The organism is Actinomadura chokoriensis (assembly GCF_039529475.1).
GTDB classification, from domain to species: Bacteria; Actinomycetota; Actinomycetes; order Streptosporangiales; family Streptosporangiaceae; genus Spirillospora; species Spirillospora bangladeshensis.
In genome coordinates this window covers 189996-215715 of sequence record NZ_BAAAMW010000014.1, presented here as the reverse complement: position 1 = coordinate 215715, position 25720 = coordinate 189996, and the positions used below count along the sequence as shown (strand labels likewise).

At 73.5% G+C, this 25720-nt stretch carries 22 protein-coding genes and 2 riboswitches; of the genes, 15 read left to right on the top strand and 7 right to left on the bottom strand.

Annotated elements, in window-relative coordinates; genetic code table 11:
* Positions 1-136: 136 nt before the first annotated feature.
* From ABFX46_RS27715 to ABFX46_RS27705, 3 genes are all read right to left on the bottom strand, one after another.
* On the bottom strand, positions 137-964 hold the full coding sequence (locus ABFX46_RS27715; protein ID WP_346046542.1) for a CHAP domain-containing protein: 828 nt from the start codon (positions 962-964) through the stop codon (positions 137-139).
* A gap of 11 nt (positions 965-975) precedes the next feature.
* A riboswitch (cyclic di-AMP (ydaO/yuaA leader) is annotated at positions 976-1121 on the bottom strand.
* A 150-nt stretch (positions 1122-1271) separates the two neighbouring features.
* Positions 1272-1471: riboswitch (cyclic di-AMP (ydaO/yuaA leader) on the bottom strand.
* A gap of 494 nt (positions 1472-1965) precedes the next feature.
* Positions 1966-2874: a C40 family peptidase gene (locus tag ABFX46_RS27710; protein ID WP_346046540.1), complete on the bottom strand. Its 909-nt coding sequence runs from the start codon at positions 2872-2874 to the stop codon at positions 1966-1968.
* 303 nt (positions 2875-3177) lie between these two features.
* Entirely contained in the window at positions 3178-4428 is a 1251-nt protein-coding gene (locus ABFX46_RS27705) for an NYN domain-containing protein (RefSeq protein WP_346046539.1), read from the bottom strand.
* A 348-nt stretch (positions 4429-4776) separates the two neighbouring features.
* Here ABFX46_RS27705 and ABFX46_RS27700 point away from each other — a divergent pair, with 348 nt between their 5' ends.
* From ABFX46_RS27700 to ABFX46_RS27690, 3 genes are read left to right on the top strand one after another with little or no spacing between them, the layout of a single operon-like run.
* A complete protein-coding gene (locus ABFX46_RS27700; protein ID WP_346046537.1) occupies positions 4777-6570 on the top strand; it encodes a DEDD exonuclease domain-containing protein in 1794 nt (597 codons plus the stop codon).
* A gap of 4 nt (positions 6571-6574) precedes the next feature.
* Complete coding sequence (locus tag ABFX46_RS27695; protein ID WP_346046535.1) at positions 6575-7324, top strand: rhomboid family intramembrane serine protease; 750 nt, start codon at positions 6575-6577, stop codon at positions 7322-7324.
* Between the two features lie 46 nt (positions 7325-7370).
* On the top strand, positions 7371-7658 hold the full coding sequence (locus tag ABFX46_RS27690; RefSeq protein ID WP_346046534.1) for an Lrp/AsnC family transcriptional regulator: 288 nt from the start codon (positions 7371-7373) through the stop codon (positions 7656-7658).
* Positions 7659-7697: 39 nt separating this feature from the next.
* Here ABFX46_RS27690 and ABFX46_RS27685 read toward each other — a convergent pair whose 3' ends face one another.
* Positions 7698-8393 carry a PDC sensor domain-containing protein gene (locus ABFX46_RS27685; protein ID WP_346046533.1) on the bottom strand — a complete coding sequence of 232 codons (696 nt, stop codon included), beginning with the start codon at positions 8391-8393 and terminating at the stop codon, positions 7698-7700.
* Positions 8394-8402: 9 nt separating this feature from the next.
* Positions 8403-9113, bottom strand: a complete 711-nt coding sequence (locus ABFX46_RS27680) for a FadR/GntR family transcriptional regulator (protein ID WP_346046531.1) — start codon at positions 9111-9113, stop codon at positions 8403-8405.
* Between the two features lie 79 nt (positions 9114-9192).
* On the opposite strand from ABFX46_RS27680, the gene ABFX46_RS27675 reads away from it, so the two are divergent.
* The 4 genes from ABFX46_RS27675 to ABFX46_RS27660 are packed head-to-tail and all read left to right on the top strand — an operon-like array spanning position 9193 to position 13202.
* The gene (locus tag ABFX46_RS27675) at positions 9193-10239 is read left to right on the top strand and encodes an ABC transporter ATP-binding protein (protein ID WP_346046529.1); all 1047 of its coding nucleotides are present in this window, start codon (positions 9193-9195) and stop codon (positions 10237-10239) included.
* Between the two features lie 34 nt (positions 10240-10273).
* Positions 10274-11482: an ABC transporter substrate-binding protein gene (locus ABFX46_RS27670; protein ID WP_346046528.1), complete on the top strand. Its 1209-nt coding sequence runs from the start codon at positions 10274-10276 to the stop codon at positions 11480-11482.
* Positions 11461-12393, top strand: coding sequence for an ABC transporter permease (locus tag ABFX46_RS27665; protein WP_346046526.1), 933 nt, complete (start codon positions 11461-11463; stop codon positions 12391-12393). The genes ABFX46_RS27670 and ABFX46_RS27665 overlap by 22 nt, the downstream gene beginning before the upstream one ends.
* Positions 12393-13202 (top strand): ABC transporter permease, encoded by an 810-nt coding sequence (locus ABFX46_RS27660; protein WP_346046525.1) that lies wholly within the window; start codon positions 12393-12395, stop codon positions 13200-13202. The genes ABFX46_RS27665 and ABFX46_RS27660 overlap by 1 nt, the downstream gene beginning before the upstream one ends.
* A gap of 3 nt (positions 13203-13205) precedes the next feature.
* On the opposite strand, the gene trpD is transcribed toward ABFX46_RS27660, so the two are convergent.
* The gene (gene trpD / locus ABFX46_RS27655; RefSeq protein ID WP_346046524.1) at positions 13206-14255 is read right to left on the bottom strand and encodes an anthranilate phosphoribosyltransferase; all 1050 of its coding nucleotides are present in this window, start codon (positions 14253-14255) and stop codon (positions 13206-13208) included.
* 108 nt (positions 14256-14363) lie between these two features.
* Positions 14364-14786, bottom strand: a complete 423-nt coding sequence (locus ABFX46_RS27650; protein ID WP_346046523.1) for a hypothetical protein — start codon at positions 14784-14786, stop codon at positions 14364-14366.
* 63 nt (positions 14787-14849) lie between these two features.
* Between ABFX46_RS27650 and ctaE the strand changes: the two genes are divergently transcribed.
* From ctaE to ABFX46_RS27610, 8 genes are all read left to right on the top strand, one after another.
* On the top strand, positions 14850-15536 hold the full coding sequence (gene ctaE, locus ABFX46_RS27645; protein ID WP_428831317.1) for an aa3-type cytochrome oxidase subunit III: 687 nt from the start codon (positions 14850-14852) through the stop codon (positions 15534-15536).
* A gap of 36 nt (positions 15537-15572) precedes the next feature.
* A complete protein-coding gene (gene qcrC / locus ABFX46_RS27640; RefSeq protein ID WP_346046521.1) occupies positions 15573-16484 on the top strand; it encodes a cytochrome bc1 complex diheme cytochrome c subunit in 912 nt (303 codons plus the stop codon).
* Positions 16481-17596: a cytochrome bc1 complex Rieske iron-sulfur subunit gene (gene qcrA / locus ABFX46_RS27635; protein WP_346046519.1), complete on the top strand. Its 1116-nt coding sequence runs from the start codon at positions 16481-16483 to the stop codon at positions 17594-17596. The genes qcrC and qcrA overlap by 4 nt, the downstream gene beginning before the upstream one ends.
* On the top strand, positions 17593-19221 hold the full coding sequence (gene qcrB / locus ABFX46_RS27630; RefSeq protein ID WP_346046517.1) for a cytochrome bc1 complex cytochrome b subunit: 1629 nt from the start codon (positions 17593-17595) through the stop codon (positions 19219-19221). Before qcrA ends, qcrB begins: the two co-directional genes overlap by 4 nt.
* A 123-nt stretch (positions 19222-19344) precedes the next feature.
* Positions 19345-20472 carry a glycosyltransferase family 4 protein gene (locus tag ABFX46_RS27625; protein ID WP_346046515.1) on the top strand — a complete coding sequence of 376 codons (1128 nt, stop codon included), beginning with the start codon at positions 19345-19347 and terminating at the stop codon, positions 20470-20472.
* Positions 20473-20489: 17 nt separating this feature from the next.
* Positions 20490-21266, top strand: coding sequence for a hypothetical protein (locus ABFX46_RS27620; RefSeq protein WP_131943162.1), 777 nt, complete (start codon positions 20490-20492; stop codon positions 21264-21266).
* A gap of 549 nt (positions 21267-21815) precedes the next feature.
* Complete coding sequence (locus ABFX46_RS27615) at positions 21816-23351, top strand: penicillin-binding transpeptidase domain-containing protein (protein WP_346046513.1); 1536 nt, start codon at positions 21816-21818, stop codon at positions 23349-23351.
* 338 nt (positions 23352-23689) lie between these two features.
* Positions 23690-25696, top strand: a complete 2007-nt coding sequence (locus ABFX46_RS27610) for a hypothetical protein (RefSeq protein WP_346046511.1) — start codon at positions 23690-23692, stop codon at positions 25694-25696.
* Positions 25697-25720 lie beyond the last annotated feature (24 nt).

Below are 25720 nucleotides of genomic sequence, written 5' to 3'. Positions count from 1 at the left end.
AGGCGCCGCCCGCGACCCGCGCGGCGGCGCCGCCCGCGCCCAGGACGAGCGCCACGGGCCGCGTCACGGGGCCGCCGCGCTCCGGATCGTCCTCCATGCGCGCGATCCTATGCAGCCCGCGCCGCCGGAGGCGCCATCACGACCTGTAGTCGGGGTATCCGTAGCCGACGATGTCGTCGGTGGAGCGCTTCTTGATCTTGACGGCGTTGCCGGTGTTGCCCTCGACGGCCTCGATGGTGCCGTCGTCGATCTTCTCGACCACCATGCCGACGTGCCTGATGTCCGAGACGTCCTTGCTGCCGTCCCAGGCGTAGAAGACGATGGCGCCCGGCCTCGGCTCGGTGCCCCAGCGGCCGTGCTCCTGGAACCACCGGGCGTGCGCGACCGTCCAGGCGTCGCTGCCGACCTGGTCGGTGAAGCCGATCTGCTCGCCGACCCAGGAGACGAACATGTCGCACCACTGCGCGTCGCTGTAGCCGCCGATGGAGCCGCCGTCGCGGGCGACCGTCTCCTGGGCGCGGGCGGTGCTCATGTACCACTTCTGGAACTTGGTCTCGCCGCCGCCGTCCTCGGTGACGCCCACCTGGGACTTGGCGATCTTGATGGCCTCCGCGGCGGTCGGCCGCGACGCCCCGGTCTCGGCCGGAGCGGCCTTGCGGGGCTCGGCCTTCTTGGGCGCCGCCTTGGACGCGCCGCCCGAGCCGTCCTTGGACGAGCCCTTGGACGAACCCTTCGACGCGTTCTTGGACGGCTCCTTGCCCGGCTTCCCGGCGGTGGTGACGCCGGCCGCCGTGGCCGTCGCCGGGGCGGGCCCGAACGGCAGGACGGACGCCTGCGCGGTGGCCGCGGCGGTCCCGAGAACGGCGGCGCCGACGATGACGCCGCCGGTCGTCCGCCAGGTGATGGACAGGGAGCCCGGCTTGCGGTGCTTGCCCGGGACCTTCTTGCGATGCGCGCCTGGCACGGGGGGATCTCTCCTCGACTTCCATGCCGCCTACCGGGTTAGCTGACGGGTTCGGGCGTGGAAGCCGCCCTACGGCCGCCCATGGGCAGGCCGATTCACCCCGAAAAAGGACACGGTGGGTCCCCGGCTCCGCGTCCGGAGCGCGCGTGCGCGCGGCCGTCCGCGGACTCGGCGGTGGCGTGCCGCGTGCGGGCACGCCGGTTCGGATGGGGTCTCCGGCGGACGGTCGCGTCCGCGGAGGGCAGGGGTGTTCCGGGCGCGGCCGCACGATGGGCGGCCACGCCCCGGAACGCTGCGGAACTCACTCCTTCGCTCTTCCAGACGCCTACCGGGTTAGCTGACGGGTTCGGGCGAGGAAGTGGCCCTACGGCGGGCTCTGCCGGAACGGGGCCGGAAGAGACGCACCGATTCACCCCGGGTGCCGGAATGCCCGTCCGAGACGTGTCCCGGACTCCGGCGGTGTGGGTCCCCGGTTCCGCGCTGAGGCGGATTCGGCGCTGCCGCTGCGATCCTGGGGGCGAGATGGGGCCCGGCGCGGGACCTGTCTCCCGCGTGCGAACGAGCGGCGCCTGATGTTGTCGGCGGACGCGGCCCGTCGCCGGGCGCGTCCGGAGCCCGACCCGGGAGGTCCGCCGTGGACGCGCTCTCAGCGCCATGCACGCTGCGGGCGTGCGCACGGTGGCCGGGCCGGCCGCGGTCCTCGTGCGGACCGCTGCGGCACCGCCTGGTGCCGCGGGGCGGCGCGTGGAGCGTGCCGCCCAGGGGGGAGCGGCGCGTGGCTCGCGCCGCCGGTACGCGGCGGCTGGATGCGCCGCGTGGGACCGAGGCGCCTGGTGGGTGCCGCGGGGCCGCGGCGTCTGGAGGGCGCCGGGGTGGTGACAAGGTACCAAAGCCCCAACAGAAGGCAAACCCCCACAAAATCAACAACGGACCAGGTCAACCCTGGTCCGTTGCCGATGAGAGCCGCGGCGCGCCCCCCTGCGGGGCACGTCGGCGGGGCGTCAGGGACGCCCGGCGCCGTAGTAGTTGTTCAGGTAGTAGCCCGAGGTGATGCTCACGACCTCGACGGTCTTGCCGGTGCGCGGAGCGTGGACCATCTTGCCGCCGCCCACGTACAGGCCGACGTGACCGAGACCGCTGAAGAACACGAGGTCGCCCGGCTGGAGGTCGCTCTTGGCCACTCGCTTGGTGGCGGCGTACTGCGAGTTCGTCGTGCGGGTGATGCCGACGCCCGCCGCGGCCCACGCCTTCATCGTCAGGCCGGAGCAGTCCCACTGGTCCGGCCCCTCGGAGCCGTAGTGGTAGGGATCCCCGATCTGGGCGTAGGCGAAGTTGAGTGCGACGCGTGCGGGGCCGCTGGCCGGGCCGTTGTAGGTCCCGCCCCGGCCGGCCGAGCCGCCGGTGCTGCCGCCGCCGAGGCTGCGCAGCAGCTTCTTCTGCTTGTCGACCTCCTTGTCGAGCTTCTTCTGCTTGTCCTTCAGCTCCGTGGTCTTGCCCTTCACCTCTTCGAGGGCGGTCTTCGCCTGTGCCTCCTCGCGGCGCAGGCGCTGCGCGGTCGCGAGGAACTGGGTGAGCTGGGAGCTGCGCTCGTGCGACAGATGGGAGAAGACCGCCGCCTGGTCGAGGATCGCCTGCGGGTCATTGCTGCCCACGAAGCCGGTCACGTCGGCGGAATCGCCGTTCTTGTAGGCGGCGGCCGCCATCTGGGCGATCTTGGAGCGCTGCTGCTCGAAGGCCGTCTGCTCCTGCTTCGCGGCCTTCGCCGCGTTGTCGAACTTCTTCTTCGCGACCTTGAGCTTCTCTTCGAGCTGGTTGTACTGCTCGACCATGTGGTCCATCTGCTCGGCGAGCTTGTCGAGCTTCTTCTGGACCTGGGCCCTGGTCGGCTTGGGGTCTGCGTGCGCCGCCATCGGGGGAGACGCCAGGGAGGCCGTCAGGCTCAGGGCGGCGACGGCCGCCAGGCGTCGGGAGACGGCTCTGCTCGCCAGGCCGCCTCTCCGGTCGCGCCCCTGTGCTGGTGCCCCGATGAGATCTTTGGCCACGGTCGGTCTCGCCCCTCTCGTCCACGACGTCAGCCGACGACACTAGCGACGGGCAACAACCGTCACAACCGATTCGTCACTCTTTGATTGACATCGGCGATCATTGTCTCTTTTTCGTGACATTCTGATCACGGGGAGCGACGCGTCCCTTATCGGAGCCTTATGGCTTCCTTATGACCGGCCCAGCCGCCGCAGCAGCAGGGTGGACGGGCACGGGCGGGCCTGCGCGCGGCGGGCCGCGTCGGCGACCTCCCGGTCCGACGACACCACCACGACGGGACGGCCGGGCGGCTCGGCCCGCACCAGCTCGCCGATCAGCTCGTCCGCGGTCTGGCCCGGCGCGCTGAACTTCACCCGGACGCCGCGCGGCGCCGCGATCGCCACCGGCGCGTCCAGCTCGGCGCCGTCGAACACGCACGTCACCTCGGCGCGGGTCTGCGCGGCCAGCCCGCCGAGCCCGGACACCAGCCGGGCGCGCTGGTCGGAGAGCGGCAGCTCGCCGTACCCTGTCTTCGTGACGTTGTAGCCGTCCACCACCAGGTGCACCTGCGGCAGCGTGAGCAGCCGGTCGAGCAGCTGCGGGTCGCCGTCCGACAGCGCCCGGCCCGGCATCGCGCGGTGCGCCTGCCCGCCGACCAGGTCGGCGGGGCGGCCGATCGTGGAGGGCAGCGCCAGCTCGCGGCGGACGCCCTGCGCCGCGTCCACGAGCGTGTCGAGCAGCATCCGCAGCCGGACGTCGTCGACGTTGCGGCCCTCCCGCGCGGCGCGCTTGGCGACCTCCGCGGCGGCCTCCGCCTGCGCGGCGCGGGCGCGCAGCCGGCGCAGCTCCTTCTCGGACGCGGCGGTCGACTCGCGCGCGGCGGCGAGCTCCCGCTCGCTGTCGGCCGCGACCGCGTTCGAGCGCTCCTCCGCCGCCCGGAAGCGGGTGCGGGCGTCGTGCAGCTTGCGGCGCAGCTCGGCCACCTCGGCCTTGGTCTCGCGCAGCTCGGCGCGCAGCTTGTCCAGCTCGGCGGAGCGCGCGCCGCGGGCGGCGGCCAGCTCCTCCTTCAGCGCGGCGACGCGGCGCTCGGCGGCCTCCTCCTCCGACGCGGTCGCGGAGCGCTCCAGCTCGGCGCGGGCCGACTCCACCAGCTCCGTCCAGCCCGCGGGGCGCAGCAGGTAGGCCAGCACCGCGACCCGCACCGGGTCGGCGGCGGGCGGCACCCGCCCCTCCTCGACGGCCTCCACCAGGTCGGCCTCCGCCTCGCGCAGCGGCCCGGCGACCCGCTCGCGGAAGCCGGGGTCCTTCTCCAGGACCGCGGCGATGTGCTGGCCGGCGAGCTTGGCGCGCTTGCGGCGCTCGAACCGCGCGAACCGGCGCAGCGGCGCGGGGACCTCGTCGGGGGGCAGCGACCCGATCAGCTCCGCGGCGGCCTCGACCACGGACTGCCGGACGGGTTCGGGGAGGGGCCGGCTGAGGTTCTCTTCCCGGGGGGGCTCGGAGGTCGTCCCCTCGGGAGGAAGCGCCTTCTCTTCGGACTCCGCGCAGCCGGGGGTCGCTTCGGGGCCGCTGTCGATGATCCCGCTCCTTCCGGGGTACGCCGGTGGGCTGTGTCTTCCCTACCGCCCCGGGTCTTAATCGGCGTTCGACCAGGGCGGACGTGCGCAATGTCGGATCGCGCCGGGCTCCCCCGAACGTCCCCGCGGCCCCCCGGCCCGGCGGGACGCGCCGGCGCCCCCCAACCCTAGCGGCCCAGGCTTCTGTCGGTGGGGTCCTCTACGGTCGCGGACATGACGAGTCCGCAGGGTGCGCAGGGCGCGGGGATCCAGGGCACGCTGGACGACCTCGGCACCCCGCTCGCCGAGGTCACCTTCGTGGTGGTCGACCTGGAGACGACGGGCGGATCGGCCGCCGACTCGGCCATCACCGAGATCGGCGCGGTGAAGGTGCGCGGGGGAGAGGAGCTCGGCGAGCTCGGCACCCTGGTCGACCCGGGCGGGCCCGTCCCGCCGTTCATCACCGCGCTGACCGGCATCACCACCGCGATGGTGACGGCCGCGCCGCGCATCGAGTCGGTGCTGCCCGCGTTCCTGGAGTTCGCGCGCGGCTGCGTGCTCGTCGCGCACAACGCGCCGTTCGACATCGGCTTCCTGAAGAGCGCCTGCGCCGCGAACGGCTACGCGTGGCCGGCCTTCCCCGTCGTCGACACCGTCGACCTGGCGCGCCGCGTCCTGTCCAGGGACGAGGTGCCCAACTGCAAGCTCGGCACGCTCGCCCGCTTCTTCCGCACCTCCAGCGAGCCGACGCACCGCGCCCTCGCCGACGCCCGCGCCACCGTGGAGGTCCTGCACGGCCTCATCGAGCGGCTCGGCTCCTTCGGCGTCACCTCGCTGGAGGAGATGCGCGGCTTCGCCAAGGCGCCCACCCCCGAGCAGCGCCGCAAGCGGCACCTCGCCGACGACGTGCCGAGCACGCCCGGCGTCTACCTCTTCGAGGACCGCGCCGGCGAGGTGCTCTACGTCGGCAAGAGCGGCGACCTGCGCTCGCGGGTGCGCAGCTACTTCACCGGCTCGGAGACGCGCTGGCGGGTCCGCGAGATGGTCGGGCTCGCCGAGAACGTCCGGACGATCGTGTGCGCCACCGGGCTGGAGGCCGAGGTCCGCGAGCTGCGGCTGATCGCCGAGCACAAGCCGCGCTACAACCGCCGGTCGAAGTTCCCCGAGCGGGCGATCTGGCTGAAGCTGACCGCCGAGCCGTTCCCGCGGCTGTCGATCGTCCGGGAGTGCCGCGCCGACGGCGCCCGCTACCTCGGCCCGATCTCCTCGCGGCGGCAGGCCGAGGAGGCGCGGGCGGCGCTGCACGAGGCCGTCCCGCTGCGCCAGTGCACGCAGCGGCTGACGCTCCGCATCATCGAGCGCGGCACGGCCCGCGCCTGCGCGCTCGCCGAGATCGGGCGCTGCGGGGCGCCCTGCGACGGCCGCGAGTCCCCCGACGCCTACGCCGTGCACGCCGACACCGCGCGCTCGGTGCTGGAGGGCGACGTGCGCCCGGTCGTCGCCGCCGCGCAGGTGCGCATCGACCGGCTCGCGTCCGAGCTGCGCTACGAGGAGGCCGCCGCGCAGCGCGACCGGATCGCCGCGTTCGTCCGCGCCGCCGCGCGCGGGCAGCGGCTCGCCGCGCTGGCCCGGCTCCCGCAGCTGGTCGCGGCGCGGCCCGCGTTCGACGGCGGCTGGGAGCTGTCGGTCGTGCGGTACGGGCGGCTCGCCGCCGCCGGGACGGTCCCGGCGAACGCGCGGCCCCGCCCGTACGTGGACGCGCTCATCGCCACCGCCGAGACGGTGTTCCCGCCGGCCGGCGAGGCGCCCGGCGGGGTCGCGCTCGGCGCGCCGCCGTCGGCGGGCGCCACCGCCGAGGAGATGGAGTGCGTGCTGCGCTGGCTCGACCTGCCCGGCGTCCGGCTGGTCGAGGTCGACGGCCCGTGGACGTGCCCGGCGCACGGCGCCGAGGGGCTGCGCGAATGGATCGACAAGGGCTACGAGCGGCACGAGCCGTCCCATCCGAGGGCCGGCCGACCACTAAGGTGACGATGTGGCCCTGCCCCTCTACGACAGCCAGCCGGCCCGGCGCGTCCCGTGGGTGACCTACCTGCTGGTGGCGGTCAACGTCGTGGTCTTCCTGCTGACCCCCATGTCGAACTTCGCCGCCTGGTACGGCGAGGACGGGGTCCGCGAGTGCAGGGCGGCGCACTTCACCTACGAGTACGGCGCGGTGCCGAAGGAGCTGACGACCGGCGACCAGCAGCCGATCCCGGGCGGCATCGTGCGCCAGTGCGGGCCCGCGTCCTTCGAGAAGGCGCCCTGGACGTCGGCGTTCACCTCGATGTTCCTGCACTCCGGCGCGCTGCACCTGCTCGGCAACCTGGTGGCGCTGTTCGTCGTCGGCATGGGCGTCGAGGACCGGCTCGGACGCTGGCGCTACCTGCTCAGCTACCTGCTGTTCGGGCTCGTCGCCGTCTACGGGTTCGCCTGGACGTCGCCCGACTCGACCGTCCCGCTGATCGGCGCGTCCGGGGCCATCGCCGGGGTGATGGGCGCCTACGTGATCCTGAACCCGCGCGGGCGGATCGTCAGCTGGGTGCCGCCGGTCATCGTGGTGCGGCTGCCGGTGTGGGTGGTGCTCGGGTACTGGTTCGTCCTGCAGTGGCTCTCGCTCGGCGACGAGAAGAGCAACGTGGCCTACACGGCGCACATCTACGGGTTCGCGGCCGGGGTGGTGTTCGCCCTCCTCGCCCGGCGCGCCGGCACGGCGGGGCGCTTGGCCGCGCTCAGCCGGGGATGACCCTGCCGATAGGGTCGGAGGGTCCGAATCCGATGGGGAGGGTGAAGTGGTCACTGCGATCGTGTTCGTCAAGGCCGACGTCGCGCGCATCCACGAGGTGGCCGAGACGATCGCCGCGCTGGACGGCGTCAGCGAGGTCTACTCGGTCACGGGCGACCACGACCTGATGGCCATGGTCCGGGTGCGCCGGCACGAGGAGCTGAACGACGTCATCCCGGGCCGGATCAACAAGGTCCCCGGCATCGTCGGCACCGAGACGCACATAGCCTTCCGCACCTACTCCCAGCACGACCTGGAGCAGGCGTTCGCCCTCGGCCTCCCCGACGCCGACTGAAGGCTTCTCCGGGGGCGTGGGGCGTCCCCTCGAACAGGCTCAGCCCGCGGTGACCACGGAGAGGGAGAGGTCCCCGCACGGGCGCGCCGCGTAGCCGGGGCTCTCGCGGTAGACGGCGCCCGGCGGCCAGCTCGCGGTGTTGGACGCCATGACGCGGCCGGGGGCGTTGACGACGAACGCGGGCGCCGGGATCTCGCGCAGCGCGGGGACGACCTCGTTCTCGAACGTCCGGGCGAACACGTCCGCGGCGGCGACGCCGGCGAAGGCCCCGGCGACGTGCACGGGCGCCGATAACGTCAGGACGTACTCGTCGCTGCACAGGTAGTCGACGTAGGGGCCGCAGACCGTCCGCTCGGCGCCGCTCTCCGGCCCGGTGAACCACTCCCAGCGGGTGTAGTCGTAGAGGGCGCTGCGCTCGGGATCCAGGTCGCGGAGCAGCTGGGACGGGCGCCCGGCCGGGCCGGTCTGCCACCACTCCATGTACCAGGCGGCGTCGGCGAGCAGCTGCGGCGCGGCGATGAACCCGAGGCCGCAGACCAGCGGGCCGAGGCGCGCGAACAGCAGCGGGCGCAGGGCGGCGAGGTCGGCGCTGACGGGGGACCGGCCGGTGCGGTGGACGTCCGCCAGGCACCGGGCCGCGGCCTCGCGGACCCGGGCCACGGTCGTGAACACGCCGTCCAGGGTCGCGCGGACGTGCGCCGCCGCCGCGCCGACGGCCGGTGGCTCGGCGGGCATGGGACCCCCTCAGAGTGCGAGCCGTCGTTCAATGAGACGTTCTACCGCATTCAGGACGTGACTTTCAGCTACATCGCGGGCTCGGGCGTCGTCCGCGGCCTCGATGGCGTCGACGATCCCGGCGTGCTCGGCGTCGACCCGGCCGCGCCGGTCCGGCAGGTCGTGCACGGCCCAGACCAGCGGCCCGATCTCGGCCTGCAGCCGGATCTCCTCGCGGGTGAGCCGGCCGGACTGGGAGGCGGCGGCGACCTCCAGGTGGAGCCGGCCGTCCAGCCGGCACATGTCGGCGTCGCCGTCGGACATCTCGGCCAGCGAGCGGCGCAGCCGCCGGACGTCGCCGGGCAGCGAGCGCAGCGCGGCGAGGCGCGCGGCGGCGCCGGCGATGGCGGCGTAGTGGTCGCCGAGGTCGCGGAGCTCTTCCGCGCTGAGCGAACGGAGCCGCTCGTCGAGGTCGAACGGCCTGGCGGGGGCCCGGACGAAGCTGCCGCCGCCCCGTCCGCGCCGGGTCTCGATGAGCCCTTGCTGACGCAAGGCCATCAGTGCTTCGCGTAGTGTGACCGTGGATACACCGAGATGCGCCGCGAGGTCGGTCTCGCTCGGCAGCTGCTCGCCGTCGCCGAGGAGGCCGAGCGCGATCGCGTCGCTGAGCCGCCGCACCACCGCGTGCACCCGCGCGGTGTTGTCCACGGGCGCGAACACGACGAGATGCGCGCTGTTCATGGGCCCCCTCCCGGTGTCGCTCACAGTGATACCGGAACATCACTTGAACTGAAACCTATGAATCCATATGTTTTCGGTCATGCCGGTGACAGCGGTGAGGATCCGCGATCTGCGCAAGGCCTTCGGTTCCGTCGAGGCGGTGGCGGGCGTCGACCTCGACATCGGGGACGGCGAGTTCTTCTCGATGCTCGGCCCGTCCGGGTCCGGGAAGACGACCGTGCTGCGGCTCATCGCGGGCTTCGAGCGCCCGACGTCCGGCACGGTCGAGCTCGGCGGCAGGGACGTGACCGGGCTTCCGCCCTTCGACCGCGACGTCAACACCGTCTTCCAGGACTACGCGCTCTTCCCGCACATGGACGTGCTCCGCAACGTCGAGTACGGGCTCAAGGTGCGGCGGGTGCCGCGCGCGGAGCGGCGTGAGCGGGCGCTGGAGGCGCTGCACGGCGTCCGGCTCGACGGGATGGAGGCGCGCCGCCCCGGCGAGCTGTCGGGCGGCCAGCGCCAGCGGGTGGCGCTCGCCCGCGCGCTGGTCAACGAGCCGCGGGTGCTGCTGCTGGACGAGCCGCTCGGCGCGCTCGACCTGAAGCTGCGCGAGGAGATGCAGGTCGAGCTGAAGAGCCTGCAGCGGCGGGCCGGCATCACGTTCGTGTTCGTCACCCACGACCAGGAGGAGGCGCTGACCCTGAGCGACCGGGTCGCCGTCCTCAACGCGGGCCGGGTCGAGCAGGTCGGCACGCCCGCCGAGGTGTACGAGCGCCCCGCGACGGAGTTCGTCGCGGGCTTCGTGGGGACCTCCAACCGGATCGGCGGCGTCTGCGTCCGGCCGGAGAAGATCCACGTCGCGGTCGAGGGCGGCGGGCCCGGCGCGGAGGAGCCGGGCCCGGGGGACCGGCACGCCGCCGGCACGATCGCGGAGGTCGTCTACGCGGGCGCGGTGACCCGCTTCGTCATCGACCTGGAGTCGGGGGACCGGGTCGTGGCGCTCCAGCAGAACCTGCGGACCTCCTCCCTGGACGTGCTGGGCCGCCGCGGCGCCCGCGTCCGGATCGGCTGGCACGAAGCGCACGAGTTCCACGTCTCGGGCAGCGGCACGGGCACCGACCCGGAGCCGGCGTCCGCCTCCTGATTCACCCCCAACCCCCGAAAATAAGGAGTTCCCCATGTGGTCCACGCGCATGGCGCTCGCCGCCGCGGCGACGCTGGCGATCGGACTGACGGCCGCCGCGTGCGGCGACGACGGCTCGGGCGGCACGGCGTCCGGCGGGCAGGGCGGCTTCCCCGTCCCGAAGATCCCGATGCAGCAGTCGCTGGGCGCGGGCGAGGGCGCGGTCAACCTGGTCGCCTGGGCCGGGTACGCCGAGGACGGCTCCAACGACCCGAAGGTCGACTGGGTCACCCCGTTCGAGAAGCAGACCGGCTGCAAGGTCAACACCAAGGTCGCCGGGACGTCCGACGAGATGGTCACGCTGATGAAGACCGGCGAGTACGACGCGGTCTCGGCGTCCGGCGACGCCTCGCTGCGGCTCATCGCCTCCGGGACGGTCGCGCCCGTCAACACGGGGCTCGTCCCGAACTACGCCGACGTCTTCGCCGGGCTGAAGATGCAGCCGTGGAACTCGGTGAACGGCGTCTCCTACGGCATCCCGCACGGCCGCGGCGCCAACCTGCTGATGTGGCGCACCGACACGGTGAAGCCCGCGCCCGACTCGTGGGGCGCGGTGTTCGACGCGAACTCCCCGTACAAGGGGAAGATCACCGCCTACGACTCGCCGATCTACATCGCCGACGCCGCCCTCTACCTGATGTCGGCCAAGCCGGAACTCGGCATCAAGAACCCGTACGCGCTCGACCAGAAGCAGTTCGACGCCGCCGTCGCCCTGCTGAAGACGCAGCGCGGGCTCGTCGGCGAGTACTGGTCCGACTACACCAAGGAGGTCCAGGCGTTCAAGAGCGGCGACTCCGTCCTCGGGACGACGTGGCAGGTCATCGCCAACCTCGCCGAGGCGGAGAAGGCGCCGGTGAAGGTCGCGCTGCCCAAGGAGGGGGCGACCGGCTGGTCCGACACGTGGATGGTCGCCGCCAAGGCCAAGCACCCGAACTGCGCCTACAAGTGGCTGGACTGGATCGTGTCGCCGAAGGCGAACGCGCAGGTCGCCGAGTGGTTCGGTGAGGCGCCGGCCAACGCCAAGGCGTGCGGGGAGACCTCCGACAAGAAGTTCTGCGACACCTTCCACGCCACCGACGAGAGCTACTTCTCCAAGGTGCACTTCTGGACGACGCCGATCGCGCAGTGCCTCGACGGGCGCACGAACGTGAAGTGCGTCGACTACTCCAAGTGGACCCAGGCGTGGACCGCGATCAAGGGATGACCGCCCCCGCCGCGACCGGCGGCGCGGACGCCCGCCCGGCGCCGGGACCCCGGCGCCGGGCGGCGGCCCTGCTGCACCGCCGCCCCCGGCTGCGGCTGTCGCTGCTGCTGTCGGCGCCGCTCGCCTGGCTGGTCGCCGTCTACCTCGGCGCCCTCGCCGCCATCTTCCTCACCGCGTTCTGGACGACCGACGTCTTCACCGGCGAGGTCGTCCGCCGGTTCACCCTGGCCAACTTCGCGACGCTGCTGGACGAGCCCGTCTACCGGACGGTCGCGCTGCGCAGCCTCGGCGTCGCCGCCGCCGTCACCCTCATCGACACCGCCATCGGCTTCCCCATGGCGCTGTACATGGCCAAGGTCGCGCGGCCCCGGTACCGGCCGTACCTGATGATCGCGATCCTCGCGCCGCTGTGGGCCGCCTACCTCGTGAAGGCGTACGCGTGGCGGGTGATGCTGCAGCAGGGCGGCCTGCTCGACGAGGTGCTGAAGCCGGTCGGGCTCGGCAGCCCCGGCTACGGCCTCACCGCGACCGTGCTCGTCCTGGCCTACCTGTGGCTGCCGTACATGATCCTGCCCGTCTACACCGGCCTGGAGCGGCTCCCGGACTCGCTGCTGGACGCCTCCGGCGACCTCGGCGCCCGGCCGCTGCGCACGTTCCGCGCCGTGCTGCTGCCGCTGGTGTTCCCGTCGCTGGTGGCCGGGTCGATCTTCACGTTCTCGCTGTCGCTCGGCGACTACCTCACCGTCAAGATCGTCGGCGGCTCGCAGCAGCTGCTCGGCAACGTCGTCTACGACAACATCGGCGCCGCCAACAACCTGCCGTTCGCCGCGGCCGTCGCCACGATCCCGGTGGTGGTGATGCTCGGCTACCTCGCCGCCGCGCACCGCACCGGAGCGCTCAGGGAGCTGTGATGACCTTCTCGCCCGCCGCGCGGATCGCGCTGCGCGCCGTCATGGCGCTCGGCCTCGCCGTCATCTACGTGCCGCTGCTCGTCGTGCTGGTCAACTCCGTCAACGCCGACACGACGTTCGGCTGGCCGCCGCCCGGCTTCACCGGCCGCTGGTGGTCGCGGGCGCTCGACAACGAGGGCGCCCGGCAGGCCGTCCTCACCAGCCTCAAGGCGGGGCTCGGCGCGACGGCGATCGCGCTCGTCCTCGGGACGATGGCCGCGTTCGCCGTGTCGCGGTACAGGTTCTTCGGACGCGAGGCCGTGTCGCTCGTCGTCATCCTGCCGATCGCGCTGCCCGGCATCGTCACCGGCATCGCGCTCAGCAACGCCTTCCAGGTCGTGCTGAAGCCGCTCGGGATCGGGCTCGGCCTGTTCACCGTCATCGTCGGCCACGCCACGTTCTGCGTCGTCACCATCTACAACAACGTGCTCGCCCGGCTCCGCCGCACCGGGACGAGCCTGGAGGAGGCGTCCGCCGACCTCGGCGCCGACACCTTCCAGACGTTCCGCCACGTGACGCTCCCGGCGCTGCGCTCGGCGTTCCTCGCCGGCGGCCTGCTGTCGTTCGCGCTGTCCTTCGACGAGATCATCGTGACCACGTTCACCGCCGGGCCGGGCGCCACGACGCTGCCGATCTGGATCTTCAACAACCTGTTCCGGCCCAACCAGGCCCCGGTCGTCAACGTCCTCGCCGCGGCCCTGATCGTGCTGTCGGTCGTCCCGATCTACATCGCGCAGCGCGTGTCGAGCGGCGCCCGGAACGTGGTGTGAGCGTCAGCCGCGCAGGGCCTGGGAGGTGTCGACCCAGCGGTCGAGCAGGGTGCTCGCCGCGCCGGAGTCGACGGCGGCCGCGGCGCGCTCGAAGGAGTCGCGGAGGGCCGCGGTGAGCTCGCCCGCGGGCGGGGCGCCCTCGTAGGCGGTGATGAGCGCGGCGGCGTTCAGCAGCACCATGTCGCGGACGGGCCCCCGCGCGCCGGCGAACGTCTCGCGCGCCACCCGGCCGTTGAACGCCGCGTCGGCGCCGCGCAGGTCCTCCGGGCGCGCGGGCGGGATGCCGAGGTCGGACGGGTCGAACACCGTCTCGGTCGCCGTCCCCTCGCGGACCACCCACACCGTGGAGGTGCCGGTCGTGGTCAGCTCGTCCAGCCCGTCGTCGCCGCGGAACACCAGCGACGAGCAGCCGCGCGCGGCGAACACCCCGGCGATGACGCCCGCCATCCGCGGGTGGAACACCCCGACCGCCTGCGCGGACGGGCGCGCCGGGTTCGTCAGCGGGCCGAGGAAGTTGAACACCGTCGGCGTGCCGAGCTCGCTGCGCGTCCGGGACGCGTACTTCAGCGCCGGGTGGTAGAGCGGCGCGAAGCAGAACGTGATGCCGAGCTCCGCGGCGACCCGTGCGGTGGCCTCCGGCGGCAGGTCGATGGCGACGCCGAGGTGCTCCAGCAGGTCGGCGGCGCCGCACGAGGACGAGGCCGCGCGGTTGCCGTGCTTGACGACCCGGACGCCGGACGCGGCGGCCACGATGGCGGCCATCGTGGAGATGTTGACCGTGTGGGCGCGGTCGCCGCCCGTCCCGACGAGGTCGGCGATGGGCCCCGGCACCTCGATGCGGGTGGCGTTGTCCATCATGCCCTCGGCGAGCCCGGTGACCTCCTCGACCGTTTCGCCCTTGGCGCGCAGCGCGACCGCGAAGCCCGCGATCTGCACGTCGGTGGCCTCCCCGGCCATGAGGCTGTTCATGGCCCAGGAGGTCTCCTCGCTGGACAGCGAGTCGCCCGAGAGCAGGGCGTTGAGCAGTGCGGGCCAGCTGGTGCGCGCGTCCATGTCCCCTACCGGGTCGTCGCGGGTCGGTGTGCTGCGGTGCGCCGCGGGACGGTGAGGCCCCGCGGCGTGAGGTCCTGCCGGGGAGTCCGGTCCTGGAGAAGTCCGGTCCTAGAGAGTGGTGAGGCGGTTCTCGAGGCGGTGGCGCATCAGGCCGGCCAGCGCGTCCGCGAGCGCCATCGGGTCGATCGGCAGGCTCGCCACGGCGTCGGCGCGCGACCAGGTGGCGAGCCACCCGTCGTCGCGGCGGGCGATGAGGGCGAGGACCGGCGGGCAGTCGTACACCTCGTCCTTGGCCTGCCGGCACACGCCGAGCCCGCCTGCGGGCTGCGCCTCGCCGTCGACGATCGCGACGCCGATGTCGCCCTCGTCCAGCCGGGCCACGACGGCGGGCTGGGTGGCGATCTCCACGAACTCGACCCTGGGCAGGTCGGCGGCGGGGCGGCGCCCGATCGCCATCCGGATCTGGGCGCGGGTGTTCGCGTCGTCGCTGTAGACGAGGACCTTCATCGTGGTCTCCGGGGCGGTGCTCATGCACGTGAGGGTACCGGGTCGCGAACCCCCGCAACACGCTCGGGGAACCCTAGATGGGGGGTCATGCGTCACTCACCGGATGGGGGCGCAATAATGCTGCCCGTGACAGCATCCGCGATAGAGACAACACCTCACGCACGGGCGAACCGTCCCAATATGGTCAGCGTGGGGACGATCGTTTGGCTGTCGTCCGAGCTGATGTTCTTCGCGGCGCTGTTCGCGATGTTCTTCACGATCCGCTCCGTGACGATCGGCCAGCATGGGGAGAGCGCATGGCCGGGCGCCCCACTCGACCTGCCGCTGTCGGCGGCCAACACCACCATCCTGGTGCTGTCCTCGGTGACGTGCCAGATGGGCGTGTTCAAGGCCGAGGCGGGCAAGGTCGGGCGTGACGGCAGCCTGCTGAACCCGGCGCGCTGGGGCCTGCGCGAGTGGTACGTCCTCTCCTTCCTCATGGGCGCGTACTTCGTCGCGGGCCAGGGCTACGAGTACTACAACCTCGTCGTCCACGACGGGCTGACCTTCGCGTCCTCCGCCTACGGCTCGGTGTTCTACCTGGCCACCGGCTTCCACGGCCTGCACGTGATCGGCGGCCTCGTGGCGTTCCTGTTCCTGCTCGGACGCACCTACGCCGCCAAGCGGTGGACGCACGAGCAGGCGACGAGCGCGATCGTCGTGTCCTACTACTGGCACTTCGTCGACGTGGTGTGGATCGGCCTGTTCTCGGTCGTTTACCTGCTCGACCTCTGACCCCATCCCGACGACATGACCCGAACGGGGATTTTCGTGAATAGGATCACCGCATGGCGACGGCGCCCGTGGGCGGGCTACGCCGTCGTGCTGGCGGCCCTGGCGGCGATCGGCGTGGTCTACGCCGGCTTCTCGCCGCAGACCGACCGCGCCGAGGCGCAGAGCACCGCGCAGGCCGCGCAGGACCTTCGGCACGGGCAGCAGCTGTTCAACAAGAACTGCGCGAGCTGCCACGGGCTGAACGCCGAGGGCACCAAGGACGCCAAGGGCAACCCGATCGCCCCGAGCCTCATCGGGGTGGGCGCCGCCTCCGTCGACTTCCAGGTCAGCACGGGCCGCATGCCCGCGATGAACCCCGGCGCGCAGGTACCGCGCAAGAAGCCGATCCCCACCTTCGACACCTCGATCAAGACCGACTACGAGGAGAAGGACAAGCGGGAGGCGGCCGAGAAGCAGAAGGCCCAGGCCGAGAAGAACCTGGCCGACCTGCGGGCCTACATCGCCTCGCTCGGCGGTGGCCCCGAGGTCCCGCCGGCGTCGGCCGTGGACCCGGCGAAGGGCGACGTCGCGCTCGGCGGGAAGCTGTTCCGCACCAACTGCGCGCAGTGCCACAGCTTCACCGGGCAGGGCGGCGCCCTGACGGGCGGCAAGTACGCGCCCAAGCTGTCGACCAGCGACGTCACGCCCACCCAGATGTACGAAGCGATGCTGACCGGCCCGCAGGCGATGCCGGTCTTCAACGACACCACGCTCACCCCGCAGGACAAGCAGGCGATCATCGCCTTCCTCGTCCAGACGCGCGAGGAGCCCAACCCGGGCGGTAACGGCCTCGGCCGCATCGGCCCGGTGAGCGAGGGCCTGGTCGCCTGGCTGGTCGGCGTCGGCCTGCTGGTGATGGCGGCCGCGTGGATCACCGCGAAGAAGCCGAAGAAGCTGAAGAAGTCATGAGCGACGACAACAAGGACACCGCGGGCTCGACGGGCCCGCGCGAGGACGGCGGCCGGCGCGAACGCGTGATCGGCACGCCGTCCCCGGCGAGGGAGAAGGCACTCCTCGCCGAGGACGACATCTCGGCGCCCGCGGGCGTGGGGGACCAGCTCGACGAGCAGTCGGCCAAGCGCGCCGAGCGGATCGTGGCGGCGTTCTTCCTGCTCGCGTTCCTGGCCAGCGTGACGTTCATCGCCTACTTCATCGGCTGGAGCGGCCGCGACGGCGGGATGCACGGCATCTGGGACGCCCGCGAGGTCAACTTCTGGCTCGGCGGCACGATGGCGCTGGCCTTCCTGTCGATGGCGATCGGCGTCACCATCTGGGTGCGCCGGCTGATGACCAGCAAGCCGATCGTCCAGGAGCGGCACGAGCTCGCCGCCGACGAGCAGACCCGGGAGACCTTCAACCGGGAGTTCATGGAGGGGGCGGAGGACAGCGGGATCACCAAGCGCCCGCTGCTGCGCCGCACCCTGCTGCTGGCCGCCGCGCCGCTCGGCCTGGCGCCGCTGGTGCTGCTGCGCGACCTCGGCCCGCTGCCGGAGAAGAAGCTCCGCCACACCTTCTGGGGCGAGGCGGTCAAGCGCGCCCAGGCCGAGGGCAAGCGGGGCGTCCGCCTGGTCGTGGACGGCACCAACAAGCCGCTGCGGGTCAGCGACTTCGCCACCCCGGGCGCGATGATCACCGTGCTGCCCGAGGGCATGGAGGAGCACCTCCCCGAGAACCAGGTGCTCACCCAGGTCGCGAAGGCCGTCACGATCCTCATCAACGTCCCCGCGGACGAGTTCAAGCCCGCCAAGGGGCGCGAGAACTGGCACATCAACGGTGTGGTGGCCTACTCCAAGGTCTGCACGCACGTCGGCTGCCCGGCGGCCCTGTACGAGCAGACCACGCACCACATCCTGTGCCCGTGCCACCAGTCGACCTTCGACGCCACCGACGCGGCGAAGGTCATCTTCGGCCCGGCCGCCCGGCCGCTGCCGCAGCTGCCGCTGGCCGTCGAGGACGGGTACATCGTCGCGACGAGCGACTACCACGAACCGGTCGGCCCGAGCTTCTGGGAGCGTGGATGAGCGAGGCGACAGCTCCGAAGGCGGTCGAGGCTCCGCTGACGTTCCTCGACGACCGTCTCGGCTCCACGACCTTCCTCAAGCGGAACCTGAAGAAGGTCTTCCCGGACCACTGGTCCTTCATGCTGGGCGAGATCGCCCTGTACTCCTTCATCATCCTGCTGCTGACCGGAGTGTTCCTGACGCTCTGGTTCAAGCCCAGCATGGTCGAGGTCGTCTACGACGGCTCCTACCACCCGCTGAACGGCGTGAAGATGTCGGAGGCGTACGCCTCGACGCTGCACATCAGCTTCGACGTCCGCGGCGGACTGCTGATGCGGCAGATCCACCACTGGGCGGCGCTGCTGTTCATGGCGTCGATCCTGGCGCACATGCTGCGGGTGTTCTTCACCGGCGCCTACCGCAAGCCGCGCGAGCTGAACTGGCTCATCGGCATCGGCATGTTCACGCTCGGCATGCTGGAGGGCCTCGCCGGCTACTCCCTGCCGGACGACCTGCTGTCCGGCACCGGCCTGCGCATCACCCAGGGCGTCGCGGAGGGCATCCCGATCGTCGGGACGTACCTCTACATGTTCCTGTTCGGCGGTGAGTTCCCCGGCCAGGACATCGTGCCGCGCCTCTACATGGTGCACATCCTGCTGATCCCGGCGCTGCTGCTCGGCATGGTCACCGCGCACATGATGATCATGTGGGTGCAGAAGCACACCGCGATGCCGGTCAAGAACCAGTCCGAGAAGCAGGTGTACGGCTACCCGTTCTACCCGGTGTTCATGGCCAAGACGGGCGCCTACTTCCTGTTCACCTTCGGTGTGCTGGCGCTGCTCGGGGCGTTCGCCCAGGTCAACCCGATCTGGCTGTTCGGCCCGTACGACCCCGGGGCGATCTCCTCGGCGTCCCAGCCCGACTGGTACATGGGCGTCCTGGAGGGCTCGCTGCGCATCATGCCGGGCTGGGAGTACAACTTCCTCGGGCACACGCTCAGCCTGAGCGTGCTGATCCCGGCGGCGCTGCCGCTCGGCATCGTGTTCGGCGGCGCGGCGGCCTGGCCGTGGGTCGAGGCGTGGGTGACCGGCGACAAGCGCCACCACCACGTCAACACCCGGCCGCGCAACGCCCCGGTCCGCACCGCGACGGGCATCGCCGCCGTCACCTTCTACGGGCTGCTGTGGCTGGCCGGCGCGAACGACGTCCTCGCCGAGAAGTTCCACATCTCGCTGTTCGCCACGACGTGGTTCTTCCGGGTGACGTTCTTCCTCGGGCCGATCATCGCCTTCATCGTCACGAAGCGGATCTGCCTCGGCCTGCAGCGCAAGGACGCCGACGTCATCGGGCACGGCGTGGAGAGCGGCGTGATCACGATGTCGCCGGAGGGCAAGTTCGCCGAGCGGCACGAGGCGGCCCGCGACGAGGAGAAGCACGTCATCCTGTCCAAGGAGAACGCGCGGCTCCAGCCGCCGGACCGGGACGCCCGCGGCATCCCGGCGCCCGGCGCGAAGGGCCCGATCGGCCACCTGCGCGCCCGCCTCAACCGCGCGTGGACCTACGACGACATCCCCGTCGAGGAGCACGCGCACGGCGGACACGAGGAGATCGAGGGCGACCGCGCGTCGCAGGAGATCAGCCACTGACGCCACACGGCGCACCGCACGCGGCGCACCGCGCGCACAGGGGCCCGCCACCGCACCCGCGGTGGCGGGCCCCCGCCGTTCCGGCGACGGGGCGTTCCGCACCCTCCGTATCCTGGCCGGACGATGACCAAGACGCTGTTCGTCACCAATGACTTCCCGCCCCGCCCGGGCGGCATCCAGGCGTTCGTGCACGGCCTCGCGGCCCGCCGCCCGCCGGGCTCGGTGGTCGTGTACGCGCCCGCGTGGAAGGGCGCCGCCGAGTTCGACGCGCGGCAGCCGTTCCCGGTCGTCCGGCATCCGGGCACGCTGATGCTGCCGGAGCCGGGCGTGCTGCGCCGCGCCGCCGACGTGCTGCGCGCGGAGGGCTGCGACTCGGTGGTGTTCGGCGCGGCGGCGCCGCTCGGCCTGCTGGCCCCGGCGCTGGCGCGGCGCGGCGCGCACCGCCTCGTCGCCCTCACCCACGGGCACGAGGCGGGATGGGCGGCGCTGCCGGTGGCGCGGCGGCTGCTCCGCCGCATCGGCGACGACGTGGACGTCCTGACCTACCTGGGCGAGTACACCCGCTCCCGGATGGCGCGGGCGCTGAGCCCGTCCGCCGCCGCGCGGATGTCCCGGCTCGCGCCCGGCGTCGACGAGAAGGCCTTCCACCGGGACGGCGGCGGCGCCGAGGTCCGCGCCCGGCACGGGCTGGGGGACCGCCCGGTGGCGGTCTGCGTCTCCCGCCTCGTCCCGCGCAAGGGGCAGGACGCGCTGATCCACGCGTGGCCGCGCGTCCTGCGGCGGCAGCCGGACGCCGCACTCCTCCTCGTCGGCGGCGGCCCCTACCGGGCCGACCTGGAGCGCCTGGCCTCGTCCCTCGGGGTGCGGGGGTCCGTGGTCTTCACCGGCGGCGTGAGCTGGGAGGAACTGCCCGCCCACTACGACGCGGGCGACGTCTTCGCGATGCCGTGCCGGACCCGGCGCCGCGGCCTCGACGTGGAGGGCCTCGGCATCGTCTACCTGGAGGCGTCGGCGACGGGGCTGCCCGTCATCGCGGGCGACTCCGGCGGCGCGCCCGACGCCGTCCTGGACGGCGAGACGGGCCTGGTCGTCCCGGGCCGCTCCGTCGCCCGGATCGCCGACGCCCTCGCGGCCTTGCTGACCGACCCGTCCCGCGCCCGCGCGATGGGCGACAGGGGCCGCGCGTGGGTCGAGCGCGAATGGCGGTGGGAGATCCAGGCCGCCCGGCTGGGGAGCCTGATCGCGCCCTGAGATGGCAGGATGCGGCTATGGACATCGAGGACGCATGGGCCCGCGTTCCGGGGGAGGCCGCCCGGTGGCTGCGCGAGCTAGATCCGGGCCACGGGCACTCGGGGTTCGAGCCGCCGCGCCGCCCCGACGCCGCCTGGCTCCTGCACGCGATGTACGTGTGGGAGGAGGGCCTGGTCACCACGACCCACGACGATGTCCACCAGTCGGTGACGGCGGCGGGCCTCACCTCCCAGCCCGATGTGGGCGACCTGCTGGAGGGCGCGATCGTCACCGGCGTCGACATCGGCCGCAGCGGCGACCCGGGCGCCGGGTGGCGGCGGCTGCGCTGGCGGGAGCTGGCGCGCGGCTTCGGTGAGCCGGTCGTCCCCGACGGCGCCCTGCCGGGCAGCCGCTGCCTGCGCCAGGGGCATCCGGCGGGGAGCTGGTCGGCGGCGGTCCGGCCGCCCGCGGAGGGCTGCCTGGACCGGGAGAGCTGGTACCGGCTGATCGGCCTGCTGCTGCGGCACAGCCCGTCCGGCGCGGGCACCCGCTGCCTGGCCTACTACTGCCCGCTGGTCACCGCCGACTGGGACGACGACACCGTCCTCGCGGGCCGCCTCGGCGACGCGGGCGCCCTCTACGACCACCCCGGCCTGGGCAGCTGCCCGTCCGACCTGTGGCCCGAGGACCGCTCCTGGGTCGTCTACTGCGACTGGGACCTGTGGGGCACGAAGGTCGTGGGCCCGACACCTCTGATCGAGGCCGTCCTCACCGACCCGTCATTGGAAGCCCTCCGCCTCCCCTGGACCACGTAAAGAGGACCCCGCCCCCGCGCCGTAGGCGGGGTCCCCCTGCTTGCGGGGAGTCGTGCCCCGGCCCGGAGACCGGTTCCGCGCGGGCCGCCCCTGCCGAGGGGGTGGGTGTGATCGGCCTCGGCCGGCCCGGCGCCCTCGGGGGGAGAACCTGGAGGTGGGGCGCGCGGGGTGGGTGGGCCGGTCCGGCCGGATCGGGTCCGCGTGGACGGGAGCGCGGGGCACGACCCCGGTCATCCGGCACCGCGCGGCTCGGACCTCGGCGGTGCCCGGCCGCGGGCGCCGGCGGCCGGGCGGCGGCCCCCGGGCCGATCCCGTGTCGCGGTGATCGTTTCATCGGGGCCACCTCCTGCCGCTCGCGTCCGCGGTCGCTGACGTCCACGACGCTAGGACGCCCCGGGACCGCGGGTCCATGCGGTTAAAGCGCGTTTAAGGAGCGGATCAGCCGTCGCTAAGCCGCCTTCCAGTTCCGGCCACGAAGACGGCCGTCCACCGCATGTACGGCGCGACCGGACACTGGGATGATCAAGCGTCGGGCGGGTGGGAGGGTGCATGCGGTCTCGCGGCTTGGCGGTTCTGGCCGCCGTTCTGGCGGTGGTGCTCGTCGGCGGACTCGCCGCGGGGTGGGCGCTGCGGCGCGCCCGGAGCAAGAGCGCGGAGGAGGTCGCCGCGAGCTACTTCCAGGCCTGGTCCCGGGGCGACCTGGAGGAGATGCGGGAGCTCGTCGCCGACCCGCCGGCCGATTTCGCCGCGCAGCACCGGGCGCTGTCGCGCGGGCTGCAGGTCGGCACCGTCCGGCTGGAGCCGCGGCCCGTCGTCCGGTCCGGGGACGACGCGGCGCGCGCCGACTTCACCGTCACCCGCTCGCTGGCAGGGCACGGCGAATGGTCGTTCGCGTCGGTGCTCCGGCTCGGGCGCGCCGGCGGGCGGTGGCGGGTGCTGTGGACGCCCGCGACGCTGTATCCCGGGCTGAAGGGGTCGGGGCGGTGGACGCTGGGGCAGGTCCGCACCCCCGCGGTGCGGCTCGTCGCGCGGGACGGGAAGGCGCTCGACGAGGACGGCCTGCTCGCGCCCTACCTCGCCGGGATCGTCGACCGGCTCGACGCCGACTCCGAGCAGGTCCGGTGGGCGGTCGTGCTGCGGGACGGCGGCGGGCCGCCGCAGCGGGTGAAGCTGTTCGGCGGGACGAAGGGCCGCACGATCCGGACGACGCTGGACCGGCGGCTGCAGGCGGCCGCGGAGACGGCGGTCGGCTCCGCCCCCGGCCAGGCCGCGATCGTCGCCGTCCGGCCGTCCAGCGGGGAGGTCCTCGCGGTGGCGGACGGCCTCGGCGCCCGCGGCGCGTTCACCGGCCTCTACCCGCCGGGCTCGACGTTCAAGGTGGTCACCGCCGGCGCGCTGATCGCGGACGGCGCGGGCGCGGGGACCGGCGCCGACTGCCCGGCGTCGGTGGTGACCGCGCAGCGCACCATCCGCAACGACGAGGACCACGCGCTCGGGCGGACGACGCTGCGCGGCGCGTTCGCCGCGTCCTGCAACACCACGTTCGCGCGGCTGGCGGTGGAGCGGCTCGGCGCGGCGAAGCTGCTGGCGGGCGCGCGCCGGTTCGGGTTCGGCGCCACGCTGACCCCGGGCCTGGACGCGGCCGACGGGAGCGTCCCCAGCCCGGAGAGCGGTGCGGAACTGGCCGAGGACGGGATCGGGCAGGGCCGCGTCCAGGCGAGCCCGCTGCTGATGGCCTCGGTCGCCGCGGCGGTGGCGGATGGCTCGTGGCGCTCGCCGCGGCTGGTGCCGGAGAAGGTGGTCCGCGAGGGCGGTGGCCGGACGCCGGACCCGAGCCCGGTGCCCGGGGCGCCCGCGCTGCGCACGATGATGCGGGCCGTCGTCACCGAGGGCACCGCGGCGGGCGCGGGGCTGCCGGACGGGACCGCGGGCAAGACCGGCACCGCCGAGTCCGCCGGCGGGACGCACGCGTGGTTCATCGGCTACCGGCACGACGTCGCGTTCGCGGTCTTCGTCCACGCCGGGGGATCGGGTCCGAAAGTGGCCGCGCCGCTGGCCGCCCGCTTCCTGAAGGCCGCGGACTGACGGCCGGCGCAAGGGCGCCGGCGTGCTGGAGTACATCGCCGGGCAGGTGAACATGTCGCGGCTTTCCCGCGTACTGCTTCGGTGAGCACAACGCCCGGCGGGATAAGGCTTCTCCGGTTTTTTGGCGCCGATTCGCGCCAGAGTGGCCCGTGGGGCGTATGCTCCCGGAGTGATCGAGCGGGTTCGCCGAGAATCCGTTCGGGGAACGCGGTGGGAGCGAGCGGGCTCCGACACCGCGGACCCGTGATGTCTCAGCGGAACCGCCGCCGGGCGACGTGCCCGGCGGCACGGAACCACCGGCGTTCGCCGAGCCCTCCGTCTCCTCCACAGGAGAGGGCATGGCGCGACGCGATAACGGGCATGCGTCCCGGAGCAACACGCATGTTTCGTCGTGGGCGGAGACGCCCGCGCGCCCCTCATCGAGACCGGCCTCCGGTCAGGGGAACTGGTCCGAGGAGCCCCAGTGGCCCGAGGGGTCCTGGTGGTCGGAGCAGCCGGACTGGTCCGAGCGCGGGCGCAAGTCGTCCCGGCGGGAGCCGAGCCGGCGCGAGATGAAGCGGCACGAGGGCAGGGCCCGCGCGCGGAAGGAGCCGCAGGAGCCGCCGCCCGCCAAGCGGCGCAAGGGCCGCGGCGACCCGTTCGCCGTGCGGAACCGGGGCTCGGGACGGGAGGACCCGTTCGAGGCCCGCAACCGCCGCACCGGCCGCACGGACGAGCGCACGGACACCCGCACCCCGCCGCCGTCCGACTCCCGCGCGACGCGCTCCGACCTGCCCACGACACCCCCCACCACCCCCCGCCCGACCCAACGAACCGCCCGCCCAGGCCAGCCGGACGCGCGCGCTAGTCGGTTCGATGGGCGCAGGGGGGAGGCGGATGCGCGGACGAGTGAGTTCGATGCGCGGACGGTGGAGTCCGATGCCCGCACGCGGGAGTTCGACGCGCGCACTGCGCGGGCGGCGCGGTTCGATGCGCGTGCGGAAGGGCTCGCGCGGGGGCGGCGGCCGGAGCGGGCGCGGGCCGGCCGGCGGTCGGAGAGCCGGCGGCCGAGCCGGGCGGTGTCCCGGCACCAGGCGCCGCCGCGTCCGGGGCCGAAGGCGACGCCGCGCCGCGGGCGGCGGCCCACCGACAAGATGAGCATCGGCGCGATCGTGCTGTCCACGGCGGTCGGGCTGTCCCTGCTGGGCATCGCCGAGCGGGCGCTGCTGGACGGCGGACCCCTCGGCGGGACCGGCGGGCCGGTCGGCTCGGAGCGCGCGATCCAGCCGCCGAAGCCGGGCACGGGCACGCCGGCGCAGCCCCAGCGGCCGGGCGCGCAGCAGCCCGCGGCCGGCGGCGGTCCGGGCGCCACCGAGAACGGACCGAGCCTGCGGGTGCTCGCCGCGCAGGTGCGGAAGCTGACGCTGGACGAGCGCGGCGCCGCCGCCCGGCAGGCCTACGGCGCCGCGCCGACGCAGCCGCCCATCGTCGGCGCGACCCGCACGAGCGCCGACCGGACGTGGGTGTTCGGCACGTCCGCGATCCCCGTCCCGGCGTCCAGCACCGCCAACCCGGAGGTCGCGTTCTACGCCGCCCACTGGACCGGCGAGGAGTGGCAGGTCGGGCTGTCGGGCGGCAGGGCGTTCGCCGCCCTGCTCGCCGACGTGCCCGCGGCCGTCATGTCGGCGTCGGAGATGCGGCTGCTGCGCAAGTACGGGTCGGTCACCGCCGCCCAGGCCGCCGCCCTCGTCAACGGGACGCGGGCCGGCGACCGGCTGATGCTGCCGTGGAAGATCGGCCAGGTCTGGGCGATGACGACCTCGGACGGCGCGACGTCCCCGCGCCCCCTCGGCTCGCTGGCGTTCTCCGGCGGCGACGGCCGCGTCCTCGCGTCCGGCACCGGCCGCCTCTACCGGTTCTGCGGCAACGCCTCCGGCAACGCGCTGGTCATGCTGATCCACCCGAGCGGCCTCGCCACGACCTACTACGGGCTGCGGAGCGTGCCGCAGCTGCGCGACGGCAGCGTCGTCGAGCAGGGCGACGCGATCGGCCGCACCGGCACCACCCGGCCCTGCGGCGGCGCCGCGGCGCCCCGCGCGGAGGTCGGGTTCGCGCTGCGCGGCGGCGGCGGGGCGGTCCCGCTGGACGGCGCCGAGATCGGCGGCTGGACGTTCCGCGAGCGCGCCAAGCCGCTGCTCGGGTTCGCCGAGCGCGGCGCCCTCCAAGTGCTTCCCGGGGGCCTGATGGCCAACCTCGGCCCGGTCCCCGCGGCGGACGAGGAACCTGCTCCGCCGTCACCGTCTCCCAGCCCCTCGCCGGCGGACGGCGCGGGAACGGCCGCCGCTCCGGCGCCGGCCGCAACCTAGGAAGAAGAGGAGTCCGAACGGTGC

What these genes read in the sequence shown, in the direction of transcription:
- ABFX46_RS27710 (WP_346046540.1), bottom strand. Translation starts at nt 2,874, where the DNA reads ATGGCGGCGCACGCAGACCCCAAGCCGACCAGGGCCCAGGTCCAGAAG.
- ABFX46_RS27700 (WP_346046537.1), top strand. Translation starts at nt 4,777, where the DNA reads ATGACGAGTCCGCAGGGTGCGCAGGGCGCGGGGATCCAGGGCACGCTG.
- ABFX46_RS27685 (WP_346046533.1), bottom strand. Translation starts at nt 8,393, where the DNA reads ATGCCCGCCGAGCCACCGGCCGTCGGCGCGGCGGCGGCGCACGTCCGC.
- ABFX46_RS27680 (WP_346046531.1), bottom strand. Translation starts at nt 9,113, where the DNA reads ATGAACAGCGCGCATCTCGTCGTGTTCGCGCCCGTGGACAACACCGCG.
- ABFX46_RS27675 (WP_346046529.1), top strand. Translation starts at nt 9,193, where the DNA reads ATGCCGGTGACAGCGGTGAGGATCCGCGATCTGCGCAAGGCCTTCGGT.
- ABFX46_RS27670 (WP_346046528.1), top strand. Translation starts at nt 10,274, where the DNA reads ATGTGGTCCACGCGCATGGCGCTCGCCGCCGCGGCGACGCTGGCGATC.
- ABFX46_RS27660 (WP_346046525.1), top strand. Translation starts at nt 12,393, where the DNA reads ATGACCTTCTCGCCCGCCGCGCGGATCGCGCTGCGCGCCGTCATGGCG.
- trpD (WP_346046524.1), bottom strand. Translation starts at nt 14,255, where the DNA reads ATGGACGCGCGCACCAGCTGGCCCGCACTGCTCAACGCCCTGCTCTCG.
- ABFX46_RS27650 (WP_346046523.1), bottom strand. Translation starts at nt 14,786, where the DNA reads ATGAGCACCGCCCCGGAGACCACGATGAAGGTCCTCGTCTACAGCGAC.
- ctaE (WP_428831317.1), top strand. Translation starts at nt 14,850, where the DNA reads ATGCGTCACTCACCGGATGGGGGCGCAATAATGCTGCCCGTGACAGCA.
- qcrA (WP_346046519.1), top strand. Translation starts at nt 16,481, where the DNA reads ATGAGCGACGACAACAAGGACACCGCGGGCTCGACGGGCCCGCGCGAG.
- qcrB (WP_346046517.1), top strand. Translation starts at nt 17,593, where the DNA reads ATGAGCGAGGCGACAGCTCCGAAGGCGGTCGAGGCTCCGCTGACGTTC.
- ABFX46_RS27625 (WP_346046515.1), top strand. Translation starts at nt 19,345, where the DNA reads ATGACCAAGACGCTGTTCGTCACCAATGACTTCCCGCCCCGCCCGGGC.
- ABFX46_RS27620 (WP_131943162.1), top strand. Translation starts at nt 20,490, where the DNA reads ATGGACATCGAGGACGCATGGGCCCGCGTTCCGGGGGAGGCCGCCCGG.
- ABFX46_RS27615 (WP_346046513.1), top strand. Translation starts at nt 21,816, where the DNA reads ATGCGGTCTCGCGGCTTGGCGGTTCTGGCCGCCGTTCTGGCGGTGGTG.
- ABFX46_RS27610 (WP_346046511.1), top strand. Translation starts at nt 23,690, where the DNA reads ATGGCGCGACGCGATAACGGGCATGCGTCCCGGAGCAACACGCATGTT.